Raw genomic sequence first — 13,979 nt, 5'->3', positions numbered from 1 at the left:
TTTTTCCCAGCACGACCTATCCAGCGCGTGGCTCTGGCTTGGGCGGCCTTGCAGTGACTGAGCTGCGCCTCGTCACACGTCAGCAACAGCAAGTCGTAGTGGCGGCATAAATCGACGGTTTCACCCACCTTGGCCGAGTCCGGTGGCGCAACCGTTCGCTTTAGCGCAAAGATCGGCTGGCCATCGAAAGCGTATTCGGCCAACAAGTCGCCGGGGCGCAGTGCTGTACCTTTTGGGAGTGTACGGTGCGGGCGCGAGGGGTGGCTGGCGAAAAGCTGGAAAAACTGTCGCGCGTTTTTATGGACCTGTTCGTGCCCCGTCGTCAGGGACTGAAGTTGCAGAAGATCGGCGTGGGATATGAATGGCAAACCCTTCTTGCCGCGAATGCGGTTGATAATATCCGGGTCCTGAAACAGGACGCTCTTATCGACAAGCACGTGTTCCATTGGAGAGGGCATTGGCTTCCTGCCGTTTTGTTTCAAAATAGGCGCGGCGCGAGCATAACCTATCAATTTTGCGGATCACAACCGCAGAACCAAGCCTCAGCAGTAGGATCAGTCCCATGAATACCCTGAACGGAACCCTCATCCGCGAAACTTTCCCCGTCGGCCCGTTGCAGTGCAACTGCACGATCATCGGCGACCCGATTACCAAAAAAGCCATCGTCGTCGACCCCGGTGGCAATCATGAGTTAATCCTTGCCCGGCTCGATGCTCTGGGCCTGAAAGTCGTGAGCATTATCCACACTCACGCCCACCTCGATCATTTCCTGGCCTCTGGGCAGTTGAAAGAAAAAACCGGCGCCACCCTGCACCTGCACAAGGAGGATCAATTCCTCTGGGACAACCTGGAGATGCAATGCCAGATGTTCGGCGTGCCTTACACCCCGGTGCCCTCACCGGATCGCTGGCTGGCCGACGATGAAGCGCTGGACTGTGGCTGCGGCGTGGCGATTCATACACCGGGTCATACACCAGGCTCCATGAGCTTTTGGTTTGCAGAAGCTAAGCTGCTGATTGCCGGTGACACGTTGTTTCGTCGCGGGGTGGGGCGCACGGATTTGTGGGGTGGCGATCAGGCAACCATCGTGCGCTCGATCAAGCAGCGGCTGTACACCCTCGACGAGGAAGCAGTCGTGGTGACCGGGCATGGTCCTGACACTTGTCTGGGCGATGAAATGCGCGGCAACCCCTTTGTCAGGGCATGACGGTCGGCGATTGAATTTTTGTCGTCTTCGGTGATCCAACGCCCGCAGTGGTCTATTGCCAACGTCCGTTGCACCACAGAATGCAAAAGTAGGAGCTCTTCATGTTCACCAAGCCTCGCTTGATAATTGTTGCTACCGCTGTGGCCTTGTTGGCCGGTTGCGCATCGCCCAACCCTTATGACAATCAAGGGCAAGCCGACAGTGGCTCCCAAGGCATGAGCAAAACAGCCAAATACGGTGGCCTCGGTGCCTTGGCCGGTGCGCTGGCGGGTGCCGCCATCGACCACAACAACCGTGGCAAAGGCGCGTTGATTGGCGCCGCCGTGGTGGGCGCCTCCGCTGCCGGTTACGGTTACTACGCTGACAAGCAGGAAGCCAAACTACGCGCCAGCATGGCCAATACCGGGGTTGAAGTGCAGCGTCAGGGCGATCAAATCAAGTTGATCATGCCGGGCAACATCACCTTCGCCACCGATTCGGCGAACATCGCTCCGAGCTTCTATCAGCCGCTGAACAATTTGGCGGGCTCGCTCAAGGAGTTCAACCAGAACCAGATCGAAATCGTCGGCTTCACCGACAGCACCGGCAGCCGTCAGCACAACATGGACCTGTCTCAGCGGCGCGCCCAGAGCGTGGCGACTTACCTGACGTCCCAGGGTGTCAGCGGCGCCAATCTGTCGGCGCGCGGGGCCGGGCCGGATAATCCGATTGCCAGCAACGGCGACGTCAATGGCCGGGCGCAGAACCGTCGAGTTGAAGTCAACCTGAAGGCGATTCCGGGTCAGCAATATCAGCAACAGGGTCAACCTGCTCAGCAGTACCAGTAACCGTCTGACTGAACCCCAGGTATAAACCCGCCCGATTCTCAGCAGAGCGGGTGGGGTTTTGTATCACCAGTTTGCGGTCCTTCTTGAGCAGGCAGCCAGGCCATAAAAAGCCCTCGGACAATCACTTGTCCGAGGGCTTTTTGTATCGCGCGAAACCTGATTACTTCTTCAGGCCGTAATGCTCATCAAGCATGCCCGGCGCGTTCGGGGTTTTTGGCGCGTAATCGCGTGGCGGTTCCTGATTGCGCGGCGGCGTCAGGCGTTCCCGTGGTGCCACGGCGGCGTCGGCGTGCAGGGCGGCCAGCAAGCGTTGGCGAGTCTGCTCGTCCAGGGCCAGACGGTTGGCGCCCTCGGCGAGATGTTCCTGCACTTCCTGGTAGCTCTGAGTCAGCTTCTTGACCAGTGTTGCAGTGCTGTTGAAGTGGGTCACCACCTCGTTTTGATAACTGTCGAAACGTTCCTGAATGTCATCCAGCTGACGTTGCGTGCGGTTAGGCGCGGCATTCGGCAGCAGGCGAGCGATCAGAAATCCAGCGGCGACACCCACAACCAGGGCAAGAGTCGGCAACAACCAAACTAAGAGCGAGTGTTCCACGAGTCCTTCCTCTATAAACGGCTTTGCTTTACGTTAACGGCTCGAACCTGCGCTGTATACCGCGATTAACTCGCAATAGATTGGCACAGACACTTTGCTAGACGAGTCGACCCGATTCGAGGTCACGGAGTTCCTTCCTTGCTTATGCGTGAAACCCCTGTAGTGATTGATGGCCCGGTGGGTCAACTGGAAGCTTTGTACCTGGATAACGAACAGTCGCGCGGCGTGGCACTGATCTGCCATCCGAACCCGGTGCAGGGCGGCACCATGCTCAATAAAGTCGTGTCGACCTTGCAGCGCACCGCGCGCGACGCCGGTTTGATTACGTTGCGCTTTAACTATCGCGGCGTCGGTGCCAGTGAAGGTACGCACGACATGGGTACGGGTGAAGTCGATGATGCTCAGGCAGCGGCACAATGGCTGCGCGCCAGGCATCCTGACTTGCCCCTGACCCTGTTCGGTTTCTCCTTCGGCGGCTTTGTGGCTGCCAGTCTTGGCGGGCGACTGGAAGCCCAGGGCGAACAGCTCAAGCATCTGTTCATGGTGGCGCCAGCGGTAATGCGCCTGGGTGATCAGGATCAACTGCCGCAGCAAGGCGCACTGACCGTGATCCAGCCGCAAACCGATGAAGTCATCGATCCGCAACTGGTTTACCAATGGTCTGACGCGCTTGATCGCCCCCATGAGCTGCTGAAAGTGGCAGAATGCGGACACTTTTTTCATGGCAAGCTGACCGATCTCAAGGATCTGCTCCTGCCGCGCCTTTCGAATTGATTGCAGTCTGACAAGCGATTACCCATGACGACTCGTACCCGTATCCTCACCGGCATCACCACCACCGGCACGCCGCACCTGGGCAACTACGCCGGTGCCATCCGTCCGGCGATCCTCGCCAGCCGTGACAGCAATGCCGATTCGTTCTACTTCCTGGCCGACTACCACGCCCTGATCAAATGCGATGACCCGCTGCGCATCCAGCGCTCGCGTCTGGAAATTGCCGCGACCTGGCTGGCCGGTGGCCTGGATGTGGACCGCGTGACCTTCTATCGCCAATCCGACATCCCGGAAATCCCCGAGCTGACGTGGCTGCTGACCTGCGTGGCCGCCAAAGGTCTGCTCAATCGCGCGCATGCCTACAAGGCGTCGGTGGACAAGAACGTCGAAACCGGTGAAGACCCTGATGCAGGTATCACCATGGGCTTGTACAGCTATCCGGTGTTGATGGCGGCGGACATCCTGATGTTTAACGCGCACAAGGTGCCGGTGGGGCGCGACCAGATCCAGCATGTGGAAATGGCTCGGGACATTGGCCAGCGCTTCAACCATCTGTTTGGTCAAGGCAAAGAATTCTTCACCATGCCTGAAGCGCTGATCGAAGAAAGCGTCGCCACCTTGCCGGGCCTCGACGGGCGCAAGATGTCGAAAAGCTACGACAACACCATTCCGCTGTTTAGCAGCGCCAAGGACATGAAGGACGCGATCTCGCGGATCGTCACCGATTCGCGCGCGCCGGGCGAAGCGAAAGACCCTGACAGTTCGCACCTGTTCACCTTGTTCCAGGCTTTCGCTACCCCTGCGCAGTCCGACGAATTGCGCAGTGAACTGTTGCAGGGCCTGGGTTGGGGCGAGGCGAAGCATCGTCTGTTCCAACTCCTCGACAGTGAGCTGGGCGAGTCGCGCGAGCAGTATCACCAGTTGATCGAGCGTCCGGCGGACCTGGAAGACATGCTGCAAATCGGCGCCAAAAAGGCCCGTGCCGTAGCGACCCCGTTCCTCAACGAGCTGCGTGAAGCGGTTGGCCTGCGTTCTTTTGTTGCTCAGACCCAAGTGGTTGCTGCCACCAAAAAGAAGGCTGCAAAAGCCGCGCGCTTCGTCAGCTTCCGTGAGGACGACGGCAGTTTCCGCTTCCGTTTGCTGGCGGCTGATGGCGAGCAACTGCTGTTGTCGCGTCACTTCTCTGACGGCAAAGCCGCTGGTCAAGTGACCAAGCAACTGCAAGCCGGCCAGCCTCTGGACGTGCGCAGCGAAGACCTGAGCTTCAGCGTCTGGCTGCAAGGTGAGTGCGTTGCCGACAGCCCAGGCTTCGCCGACAGCGCGGCGCGTGATGTTGCCATCGACGCTCTGCGAGTCGCGCTGACGCCGGTTCAGGACTAAACAACGGCTCGGTCCGACCAAGGGCCGATTGCCATTCCTACGGGCCGTCGCTACAGTGACCGCCCGTTTTTGTTGCCTTGCTAACGAATTATGACGCCCCTAGAACGATATCAAGCTGATCTGAAACGCCCGGACTTCTTCCACGACGCCGCGCAGGAAACTGCTGTACGCCATTTGCAGCGCCTGTATGACGACCTGGTCGCGGCCTCGCAGAATAAACCGGGCCTGCTCGGCAAGCTGTTTGGCAAGAAAGAGCAGGTGCCGGTCAAGGGCCTGTATTTCTGGGGCGGTGTTGGCCGTGGCAAGACCTACCTGGTCGACACGTTCTTCGAAGCCCTGCCGTTCAAGGAAAAGGTCCGCACTCACTTCCACCGCTTCATGAAGCGTGTACACGAAGAAATGAAGACCCTGCCCGGTGAGAAAAACCCGCTGACCATCATCGCCAAGCGTTTTTCCGATGAAGCCCGGGTGATCTGTTTCGATGAGTTCTTCGTCTCCGATATCACCGACGCCATGATTCTTGGCACGCTGATGGAAGAGCTGTTCAAGAACGGTGTGACCCTGGTTGCGACCTCGAACATCGTCCCGGACGGCCTGTACAAGGACGGTCTGCAACGTGCGCGCTTTCTGCCGGCCATCGCGCTGATCAAACAGAACACCGACATCGTTAACGTCGACAGTGGCGTTGATTATCGTCTGCGTCACCTTGAGCAAGCCGAGCTGTTTCACTTCCCGCTCGACGAAGCGTCCCACGAAAGCCTGCGTAAAAGCTTCCGCGCCTTGACACCGGAATGCACGCAAGCCATCGAAAACGACGTGCTGATGATCGAGAACCGTGAAATCCGAGCCCTGCGCACGTGCGATGACGTGGCCTGGTTCGACTTCCGCGAACTGTGCGACGGTCCGCGTAGCCAAAACGATTACATCGAACTGGGTAAAATCTTCCACGCCGTGTTGCTCAGTGGTGTCGAGCAGATGACCGTCACCACCGACGACATCGCCCGACGCTTTATCAACATGGTCGACGAGTTCTACGACCGAAACGTGAAGCTGATCATTTCTGCTGAAGTAGAGCTCAAAGACCTCTACACCGGCGGTCGTCTGAACTTTGAGTTCCAGCGCACGCTTAGCCGTTTGCTGGAAATGCAATCGCACGAATTCCTGTCTCGGGCGCACAAGCCGTAGGACGAGGGTTTGAAACTGAAAAAGGCCTGCATTGCAGGCCTTTTTTACGCGTTAGATTTGAGATAACGCGGCAGTTCATCCTGCTGCTGGCACCCGACCGTCAGCCAAAGCAGGATTCTGGCTTTGCGAGGGCAGAGGAATCCCGCCATCAATGCGCCTCGGCGTATCAAGTCAATCTCCCCCCCTAAAAAACCATATGACGATTGAGCGGTGGAGCCAGAGCCTGTGCGTGTGGCAATGATGACGGGAATATTTTTTGCGATTGTTTCGATAATGTCAGCCCAATTCGCTGGAACGTGTCCTGCTCCGAAACCGGCAATAACCAAACCGTCATAACCCAGTTTCAGGATGTTTTCCAATAAATAGGTATCGGCGCAAAGAGAAGTTTCAAGCAGGGCTATCGCCTGTGTTGTTTGTTGTGGCAAGGGTAAAACCAAGCGGCGTATCGGTTCGCGTAGATAGTAGACGGTTTCTTCCAGAATCATGCCGACAGCGCCAACAACGGGCGAGGTAAAACCCTGCAACGCCAAAGAGTCGGTTTTACGAATGACGTTTGCCTGATGAATTTGACCATTCATGACGACTTGAACGCCACGCTTACGACTGGTTCCAGCCAGTGCAACCCTGCAGGCATCCAGCAAGTTTGCCGGGCCGTCGGGGCCTGCCTGGCTCGCAGAACGCATCGCCCCGGTCAGAATCAGCGGTTCGTCATGGTTCCATAAGTAATCGAAGAAGGCGGCTGTTTCTTCGAGCGTGTCGGTCCCCTGAGTGATGACAACACCGTTTGCACCCTCAGCGATCTGGTAATTTGCCCACGAAAGAACATTCAGCAGGAACACGAAGTCCAGTGAGGCGCTAGGGAATAGTCCAAGCGTCTCGACAGTTACTTCTGCCAGGGTAGCCAGTTCTGGAACCGTGGACAGCATGGATTCACCGCTGACTGTCGGCATAACACCTTCGCCAGCATTCCCGGCTTGCATGCTCACCGTACCGCCAAGTGCTGCTACAGCCAGTTTAGGCAGGTTCATGTTGCACCTCGTTTTACTGATCGTGATTTGGAAGTGGCTGTACCTCACGGGTACAGCCGAGTGGCAAATGCTGGTAGGTGGGTTAACCGGCTATGAGAAGCCCAATCAGCGGAATGATCAGCAGGGTGCTGATGGCCATGGATAAAACATTACCGATATATGAATGCATGTAGTCGGGCAGCCGCTTGGAAATCGCTCGGGCCAAAGGTGGCGCCATCATTGCTCCGAACAACGCGCTTGAGGTGATGACTTGCCAACTGCCTCCATAAGTCAGGATGGCTGCCGGTACGACGGACACCAGAGGAACGTAAGTGGGATACCAGCCAAGTAGCATCCATTGTCGGCGCCAGATTATTATCCCGAGTGCCGAGGTCAGGGCCTGTGCACCGATCAGCTGCGGCAGTAGGCCCGAGCCGTAAACGGGACTCATTGGGTTCAATGTGTAAGCCAGTAACGCACCTAACAGGAGACCGATGCTTGCCAGTTCGTTGCCAAAGAACGGTGCCTCTGAAAAGTCCGCCAACACTCGACGCAGGCTCCAGACGACTCCGTAGTCAGGTGTTTTTGTTTGAGAGGGGGTGGGGATAGTTTCCGCCGATTTTTCGGATGAGGCCGGTTGTTGAGACTTCATCAGGTTCGGCACGAATCGACAGAGTACAAAGGCAGCAACGCTGGCGACGGCCATTCCAGAAACATTTCCGATCACTACCGGCAGGCCCAATGGATTGCACACATAGTTGACGATCAGCAGGCACATCGGAGTAACCAGCACCGCGCCCATGATTGCGCCGTTGATTGCGACTTTCCAGCCGCGTCCAAACATCAGCACCATCGCTGCCGGCAACGAAACAAAGGCCGCAAAAGTAGGCTGCCAACTAGTCGCCGTGACCGTCCATCCCCACAACAGATTACTCAGCAGCAGCCCGAGCAACGAACTGGTGATTAACCATGGCCATAAGCCGCTGCCGTAGGAAATGGCGAAGCCTTGCCAGACCTTTCCTGTGCGATTCGCCCAGTAAGCCAGGTAGGCTCCAGCCAACAGTCCAATAGAGGCGAATTCGTGTTTGTAGAATGCCACCTCACTGATGTCACCCAATACCCAGCGTAGCCAGGCACTAGGACCTGGAAGGCTGGAGACCATGTGGTTGTAATCCGGCCAATGGGCGGCCCATGTGGAGCGGTGGGTGAATGAAAGCCAAGTAATCAGCAGCGCCGTGACGATCATCAGCACAATAATAGCCATGTCGAATGCTGATCTGCTGGCACGAGCGTTCTGCCGAGGGACTTCGGTTTTGGTTTGCATGGTGAGGACCCCTTATCAGCGCGGGAGACAAGGGTGTTGGGTGTAACCGAGCATTTGATCGTAGAGATCGGCTCGACGATCCCGATGCAGATCGTTGAGGTTGTTCCAGATGGGCGCGCTACGCGAACTCGTGAGGTCGATGTCGGCAAACAGGATTTCTTGCTTATCCGCGGAAGCCACTACGCCAATCGGCCATCCATTGGTGCCGGCAATCAACGAACAACCCAAGTAACGAGCTCCTCGCTCTTCACCTATCCGGCTGGCAGCGGCAATAAACACATTGTTAACGTGAGCCGCGGTCATCGTCAGGTACGACGCCATGCACTTTCCGGCGTCATCGAACAGCGGAGGAGGCGTCCACACCCAGTTGTTGAGGCTGCAAATAATATCTGCACCTTGCTGACTGAGAATGCGAGGCACCTCTGGAAACCAGATATCCCAGCAGATCAACAGGCCAATGCGGCCAATCGGTGTTTCAAAAACCGGAAAGCCCAAGTCGCCCGGTGTGAACCACAGCTTTTCAAGGTTCCACAAATGGGCTTTTCGGTATTTGCCGATAAAACCATCGGGCCCTACCAGCACCGCTGTGTTGAACAGCCGCACGCCATCGCGTTCGGTCAAACCGGCTACTAGATAAATCTTGTGTTTACAGGCGAAATCTACCCAGCTCTGCACACTGGGGCCGCTGGGAACCGCTTCGGAGTGATCAAACGCATCCTGTCGATTAGTGAAGAAATAACCGGTACTCGACAGCTCCGGCAGGACAATGAGGTTTGCTCCTCCGTCCACCGCTTCCAAAGTCAGTTCCAGGCTTCGACGCAGATTTGCTACTCGATTATCCGTGCCGACTTGTGGATCGAATTGTACGACTGCTACACGCACAGGGCTTGTTGACTCGCTCATTCCGGATAACCTCTTTTTATTTTTATTCACGCTGTTTAATGGCGTATTTATAAGAAGTGATTCGGGAAATAACGGGTAGTCAGTCTCTTCCGTATAGCGTGTAGTCCTTATCCCAAGATGTGGTAGTCCGAGCCAATACACCTCCAATCGGGCTATTGGCAGAGACTTGGAGTCAGCTACGGAGCTTGTATTCGGGATAGTCACTCATCGAAAAGCCGCCATTGAAGATGGCTTCAGTTTTATTGCAAATATGAATGACTGCATCAATGGCGCCTCGAAAGCAGGGCTCGGTCCAGCCGGCATCGACTGAAAACGACTCACCGGAAAAATACAGACCTGAAACATGCGCGAAGTCCCGGTTGTACTTCATCAGGCTGACTGCGTCGTAGTAGGTGCCGGGTCGGTATAACTTTGCACAACCAAGAGCGTTTTTATCGCTCATCCAGCGATGCACCACGGCTTGATCAAGGCCGATGTACGGCGAGATTTTTTCCTGGATATTGGTCGAGTTCATCAGGATGCGGTCCAGTTCATTGGCGCAGCGGGTGACCAGTTCCTTGTCGCTGAACAGCGCGAGTTTGCTGGCGTCATCCTCCCAGGTGTAACTCAGCAGAATGCAGTCGTAGCTATAGTTGTCGTTGTAGCGATAGGTGTAGACGTCGTGGATGAAGCTGTCTGGACGAGCCCCCTGAAAGACAGGACACCGTTTCCCCCTTAACATAAGGGATAGGCAAACGACTGTGTATATGACTAATAGAAACGATAAGGGTGGGGAGCTTTTGGGTCAGGAGCGGCGTCGCCGCTGGAGCCCGGAGCAAAAACTGGCCATGGTTCGCGAGAGCCTGCAACCGGGGCAAAGCGTCTCGGTGGTGGCTCGACAGAATGGCGTGAATGCCAACCAGTTGTTTCAGTGGCGCAAGCTCTATCAGAGCGGCAGTCTCTCGGCTGTCAGTGCTGGGGAGAGCGTGGTGCCCGCTTCCGAGCTGGCCGATGCGCTCAAGCAGATCCGCGAGCTACAGCGCATGCTTGGCAAGAAAACCATGCAGGTCGAGATCCTTCAGGAAGCTGTGGAGATTGCTCGGTCGCGAAAATGGATTGCGCACTCACCCTTGTTGCCGGGGGACGACCAGTGAAGCTGATCAGTGAAAGTCTCGGTGTAGCGCGCTCGCAATTGACGGTTCGACTCAACCCAAATGCTCAGGTCGAGCGGCGTCGCCCTGCGCTGGACGATGCCGCACTGGTCGAAGAAATTCAGGCTGAAGTGAGTGAACTGCCCAGCTACGGGTACCGCCGTGTGTGGGGGTTGCTGCGTCGTCGGCGTGAAAAGCAGAGTCAGGCGCCGATCAACGTCAAGCGGGTTTATCGCGTCATGCGCGATCATCAGTTGCTGCTGGAGCGACGGATTAAACAACCGGGTGTGGCACGCCGTCACGAAGGCCGAATTGCCGTGGCCACCAGCGATACCCGGTGGTGCTCGGACGGGTTTGAGTTTCGCTGTGATGATAACGCCAAGCTGAGCGTGACCTTTGCCCTGGACTGCTGCGACCGCGAAGCCATCGGTTGGGTGGCCAGCCCGACCGGGTACAGCGGCGACGATATCCGTGATCTGATGCTGGAGGCGGTGGAAAAACGCTTCGGTGAAGAGGCGCCTGCCACCCCGGTGCAATGGCTGAGCGACAATGGCTCGGCCTACATCGCTGAACAGACACGCCAGTTTGCCCGACAGATCGGTTTGCAACCGGTGACCACACCGGTGCGTAGCCCGCAGAGCAACGGCATGGCCGAGAGCTTCGTCAAAACGATGAAACGCGACTACGTCGCGCACATGCCCAAACCTGACCGGGAAACAGCCTTGCGTAACCTGACGATTGCCTTTGAGCATTACAACGAGGAGCATCCGCACAGCGCGCTGAAATACCGTTCACCACGGGAGTTTAGGCGTTTGGCAGCGGCATCAATTTAACGGGGTGCAGGTGTCCGGTTTGATAGGGGCCAGTCCACTGTCGGTGACGATGGCTTGTGGGATGTTGGTATTTTTCGACAGGAATGATTTTTTTAACGGTGCGAAAACTTTGCAGCTGGTTTCCCAATGCGCGGTTTTATAGGCGTTAATGGTGGCGAAGGGCAGCATCTGCGGGGTGAAGTTTTCGAGCTGGATCCGGGTTTCGATCAGCCAGGAGGGGAGGGTCATGATCACCGAGTCGAAGTCATCGAACTGCTCCACCGTGTGCTCGGGTTGGCTGTGTTTCCAGTCGTAATAAACACGGGTTTTCTGGTTGGTCAGTTTTTGCAGTTTTGTCACGGATGAGTCGGTGAGCAAGCCGTTACCTCGTTCCCCGCAGTGTTCGTAGAAAGACTTCGCGGACTCTTCGGTTTTCATGAACAACAGGCATTCATTGAGCGCGGCGAGCCCGACATAGCGTGGGCGCTCGAAGCCCAAGCCCCTGGAGTCGAAAACCGCTTCGTCGTGCAGACATGGGGAATCCAGCGGGTCACCCATCGAGTCCACGCGTCCGAGGATCAATTGCAGCTGGCTGCTGAACCCAAAAATGGCGGTGCGCACTGGATAGAGGGAGCACACATCGTAAAAGGCTCCCCAGCTACCGTCGCCGATGCCAATGGCATAGAAGATCGCCGACTCTTCAGCGGACATGCCCATTCCGCCGAAGTCTCCCGGCGCGCGCTCATCCCAGGCTTGCAGGGCCGGCATGCGCACCAGATCACGGAATGAAACTGCCTCGTATTTTTCCACGATAGCGGCCCACATTGCTTCCCACGCCTGGCTGGCGTAAACGTCTGCGACGTGGCGGGTCATGCGATCGGCGAAGGCTTTCCACTTTGCATAAACCTTTTGCAAGTCTGCACTGGGTGGCGGGGTCTGGTCATCGGTGTTCTTCCAGATCAGCATCCGTGGGGTCGGCCCGCCTCCCATGCTGCCTTCGCGCAAATAGATCCCTGTCGAGCTGACCCATTGGCTGCCGGGGTTGGCAAAGTCCGTATACATCAGGTCAAAGGCTTTGGCGTAATAAGCCATTAGTGAGCGGCCTTCTGTGGGGGCCTCGCCGGCCCTGTTGAAGAAGGGCATACGCATCGCGCCCATTTCAAATGGTGTATGCGATTTACTCGATTTCGCGCTTCCGGCAACGGTCAAGTGGCGGCCGCCGATGCGTCGGGATTGCTCGATCAAGGTGATGTCGGTGAAACCGCATCGATACAGTTCGCGTGCGGCCGTAAGCCCGGTGACACCGGCGCCGATGATGCAGATTTTGTGTTGCGGGTCAGTTGCCTTGGCGATGCCGTTTTCCTGTTCGACCAGTGCCCGATAGTCGAAGCACAAGTCGGGTGGATTGGGGTAACGGGCTTTCCATTTGTCTTCGGCCGAACGCTTGGGCCGATGGCTGCTGAGCACGGATGACTGGTAGTTGTAGCTTGAGCCGATGGTCATTGTCGATCTTCCCTGATGATGTTGGCTGGGAAGATCTTGAGGTGTCGAGCGGGCGGCGGATATCAGCTAATTACGGCGTTGGGGTGGCCTGAATTCCGTTTTTTGCGTGGGGAAAATGCCTGTTCATCAGGCATGCCGCAGAGTCACCCCTGTAGGAGCGAGGCTCGCTCGATAGCGGTGTGTCAGCCACATCAATGCCGGATGTGCCGCCGTCATCGCGAGCAAGCCCGCTCCCACATTTATTGATTTGTGTTGGGCTTTAAGGCCTACGCCGCCTGCTGAAACTGTTGCCGATACTGGTTCGGCGACAGCTCGGTGTGCTGGCGAAACAGCCGCGCAAAGAAGCTCGCATCGTCATAACCGACCTCATAGCTGATGGTCTTGATGCTCTTGCGACTGCCGGATAACAGCCCCTTGGCGGTCTCGATGCGCAGCCGTTGCAGGTAATGCAGCGGCTTGTCACCGGTGGCGGTCTGGAAGCGGCGCATGAAGTTGCGGATGCTCATGCCGTGCTCCCGAGCGACGTCTTCGAAGCGGAATTTGTCGGCGAAATGGTCTTCGAGCCAGTGCTGGATTTGCAGGATGATCACATCCTGGTGCAGCTTTTGCCCGCCGAAACCGATCCGTCCCGGTGCATAGCTTCGTTGCACTTCGTAGAGGATGTCCCGGGCCACGGCTTGCGCCACGTTGGCGCCGCAGAAGCGCTCAATCAAGTAGATGTAGAGGTCGCACGCCGAGGTGGTCCCGCCGGCGCAATACAGGTTGTCGGCGTCGGTCAGGTGCTTGTCCTGATTGAGTTGAACCTGTGGGAAGCGCTCGGCAAACGCATTGAAGAAGCGCCAGTAAGTGGTGGCTTCCTTGCCATCGAGCAGCCCGGCTTCCGCCAGCCAAAACACCCCGGTGGCTTCGCCGCACAGGACGGCGCCGCGCGCGTGTTGCTCGCGCAGCCACGGCAACACTTGGGGGTAACGTTTGCAGAGCGTTGCGAAGTCGTCCCAAAAGGCCGGGAGGATGATGATGTCGGCGTTTTCCAGGCCGCCGTCTACCGGCATTATCACGTCGCTGAAGCTGTGTACCGGTTTGCCATCGGGGCTGACTAGCCGGGTTTCGAACGCCGGTGTCAGGCCGTGGCCCAGTTGCTTGCCGTAGCGCAGGCTCGCCAGATGAAAGAAATCCTTGGCTTGCATAAGGGTTGAAGCAAAAACCCGGTCGATAGCCAGGATACTGACGCGCCGCAAGGGCGTGGGGACTTGGTTAGACATAATTCAACTTTATTCTTATAGGGGAAAGTGGTCACCAGACGGCTGGATCGTCTTATTTTTTGTCGGATGT

At 57.0% G+C, this 13,979-nt stretch carries 12 protein-coding genes and 2 pseudogenes; 7 read left to right on the top strand and 7 right to left on the bottom strand.

What is annotated here, in order from left to right:
• Window positions 1-260 precede the first annotated feature (260 nt).
• The 3 genes from RHM68_RS20695 to RHM68_RS20685 all read left to right on the top strand — a co-directional run bounded on the left by RHM68_RS20695 (window position 261) and on the right by RHM68_RS20685 (window position 2,034).
• Window positions 261-566, top strand: a complete 306-nt coding sequence (locus tag RHM68_RS20695; protein WP_322218589.1) for a hypothetical protein — start codon at window positions 261-263, stop codon at window positions 564-566.
• Window positions 563-1,207, top strand: coding sequence for an MBL fold metallo-hydrolase (locus RHM68_RS20690; protein ID WP_322218586.1), 645 nt, complete (start codon window positions 563-565; stop codon window positions 1,205-1,207). The genes RHM68_RS20695 and RHM68_RS20690 overlap by 4 nt, the downstream gene beginning before the upstream one ends.
• A 101-nt stretch (window positions 1,208-1,308) precedes the next feature.
• The gene (locus RHM68_RS20685; protein WP_322218583.1) at window positions 1,309-2,034 is read left to right on the top strand and encodes an OmpA family protein; all 726 of its coding nucleotides are present in this window, start codon (window positions 1,309-1,311) and stop codon (window positions 2,032-2,034) included.
• A 160-nt stretch (window positions 2,035-2,194) separates the two neighbouring features.
• Here RHM68_RS20685 and RHM68_RS20680 read toward each other — a convergent pair whose 3' ends face one another.
• Window positions 2,195-2,629 (bottom strand): YhcB family protein, encoded by a 435-nt coding sequence (locus RHM68_RS20680; protein ID WP_322218580.1) that lies wholly within the window; start codon window positions 2,627-2,629, stop codon window positions 2,195-2,197.
• A 144-nt stretch (window positions 2,630-2,773) separates the two neighbouring features.
• Between RHM68_RS20680 and RHM68_RS20675 the strand changes: the two genes are divergently transcribed.
• From RHM68_RS20675 to zapE, 3 genes are all read left to right on the top strand, one after another.
• Complete coding sequence (locus RHM68_RS20675; protein ID WP_322218577.1) at window positions 2,774-3,403, top strand: alpha/beta hydrolase; 630 nt, start codon at window positions 2,774-2,776, stop codon at window positions 3,401-3,403.
• Between the two features lie 24 nt (window positions 3,404-3,427).
• On the top strand, window positions 3,428-4,783 hold the full coding sequence (locus RHM68_RS20670) for a tryptophan--tRNA ligase (RefSeq protein ID WP_322218574.1): 1,356 nt from the start codon (window positions 3,428-3,430) through the stop codon (window positions 4,781-4,783).
• Between the two features lie 90 nt (window positions 4,784-4,873).
• The gene (gene zapE / locus RHM68_RS20665) at window positions 4,874-5,968 is read left to right on the top strand and encodes a cell division protein ZapE (protein ID WP_322218572.1); all 1,095 of its coding nucleotides are present in this window, start codon (window positions 4,874-4,876) and stop codon (window positions 5,966-5,968) included.
• A gap of 44 nt (window positions 5,969-6,012) precedes the next feature.
• Here the strand turns inward: zapE and RHM68_RS20660 are convergent, their stop codons facing one another.
• The 4 genes and pseudogenes from RHM68_RS20660 to RHM68_RS20645 all read right to left on the bottom strand — a co-directional run.
• A complete protein-coding gene (locus RHM68_RS20660) occupies window positions 6,013-6,996 on the bottom strand; it encodes an asparaginase (RefSeq protein WP_322218569.1) in 984 nt (327 codons plus the stop codon).
• Between the two features lie 82 nt (window positions 6,997-7,078).
• Window positions 7,079-8,299, bottom strand: coding sequence for a hypothetical protein (locus RHM68_RS20655; RefSeq protein WP_322218566.1), 1,221 nt, complete (start codon window positions 8,297-8,299; stop codon window positions 7,079-7,081).
• A gap of 15 nt (window positions 8,300-8,314) precedes the next feature.
• Entirely contained in the window at window positions 8,315-9,202 is an 888-nt protein-coding gene (locus tag RHM68_RS20650; RefSeq protein ID WP_322223893.1) for a nitrilase family protein, read from the bottom strand.
• A gap of 172 nt (window positions 9,203-9,374) precedes the next feature.
• Window positions 9,375-9,878 (bottom strand): annotated as a pseudogene (locus RHM68_RS20645) (FAD-dependent oxidoreductase); the annotation flags it as partial.
• 70 nt (window positions 9,879-9,948) lie between these two features.
• Between RHM68_RS20645 and RHM68_RS20640 the strand changes: the two are divergent.
• A protein-coding gene (locus RHM68_RS20640) for an IS3 family transposase (RefSeq protein ID WP_322216042.1) occupies window positions 9,949-11,165 on the top strand; the annotation gives its coding sequence in 2 pieces (ribosomal slippage) (window positions 9,949-10,294 and window positions 10,294-11,165; 1,218 coding nt in all).
• A 36-nt stretch (window positions 11,166-11,201) separates the two neighbouring features.
• Here RHM68_RS20640 and RHM68_RS20635 read toward each other — a convergent pair.
• Window positions 11,202-12,647, bottom strand: a pseudogene (locus RHM68_RS20635) (FAD-dependent oxidoreductase); the annotation flags it as partial.
• 266 nt (window positions 12,648-12,913) lie between these two features.
• The gene (locus RHM68_RS20630; RefSeq protein WP_322223891.1) at window positions 12,914-13,810 is read right to left on the bottom strand and encodes a GlxA family transcriptional regulator; all 897 of its coding nucleotides are present in this window, start codon (window positions 13,808-13,810) and stop codon (window positions 12,914-12,916) included.
• Window positions 13,811-13,979 lie beyond the last annotated feature (169 nt).

The sequence above is a fragment of the Pseudomonas sp. DC1.2 genome (assembly GCF_034351645.1).
In the GTDB taxonomy this organism is placed as follows: domain Bacteria; phylum Pseudomonadota; class Gammaproteobacteria; order Pseudomonadales; family Pseudomonadaceae; genus Aquipseudomonas.
Note: the sequence above shows the minus strand (reverse complement) of the source record. Positions and strands in the feature narration are given on the sequence as shown.

What these genes read in the sequence shown, in the direction of transcription:
- RHM68_RS20690 (WP_322218586.1), top strand. Translation starts at nt 563, where the DNA reads ATGAATACCCTGAACGGAACCCTCATCCGCGAAACTTTCCCCGTCGGC.
- RHM68_RS20675 (WP_322218577.1), top strand. Translation starts at nt 2,774, where the DNA reads ATGCGTGAAACCCCTGTAGTGATTGATGGCCCGGTGGGTCAACTGGAA.
- RHM68_RS20660 (WP_322218569.1), bottom strand. Translation starts at nt 6,996, where the DNA reads ATGAACCTGCCTAAACTGGCTGTAGCAGCACTTGGCGGTACGGTGAGC.
- RHM68_RS20685 (WP_322218583.1), top strand. Translation starts at nt 1,309, where the DNA reads ATGTTCACCAAGCCTCGCTTGATAATTGTTGCTACCGCTGTGGCCTTG.
- RHM68_RS20655 (WP_322218566.1), bottom strand. Translation starts at nt 8,299, where the DNA reads ATGCAAACCAAAACCGAAGTCCCTCGGCAGAACGCTCGTGCCAGCAGA.
- zapE (WP_322218572.1), top strand. Translation starts at nt 4,874, where the DNA reads ATGACGCCCCTAGAACGATATCAAGCTGATCTGAAACGCCCGGACTTC.
- RHM68_RS20650 (WP_322223893.1), bottom strand. Translation starts at nt 9,202, where the DNA reads ATGAGCGAGTCAACAAGCCCTGTGCGTGTAGCAGTCGTACAATTCGAT.
- RHM68_RS20670 (WP_322218574.1), top strand. Translation starts at nt 3,428, where the DNA reads ATGACGACTCGTACCCGTATCCTCACCGGCATCACCACCACCGGCACG.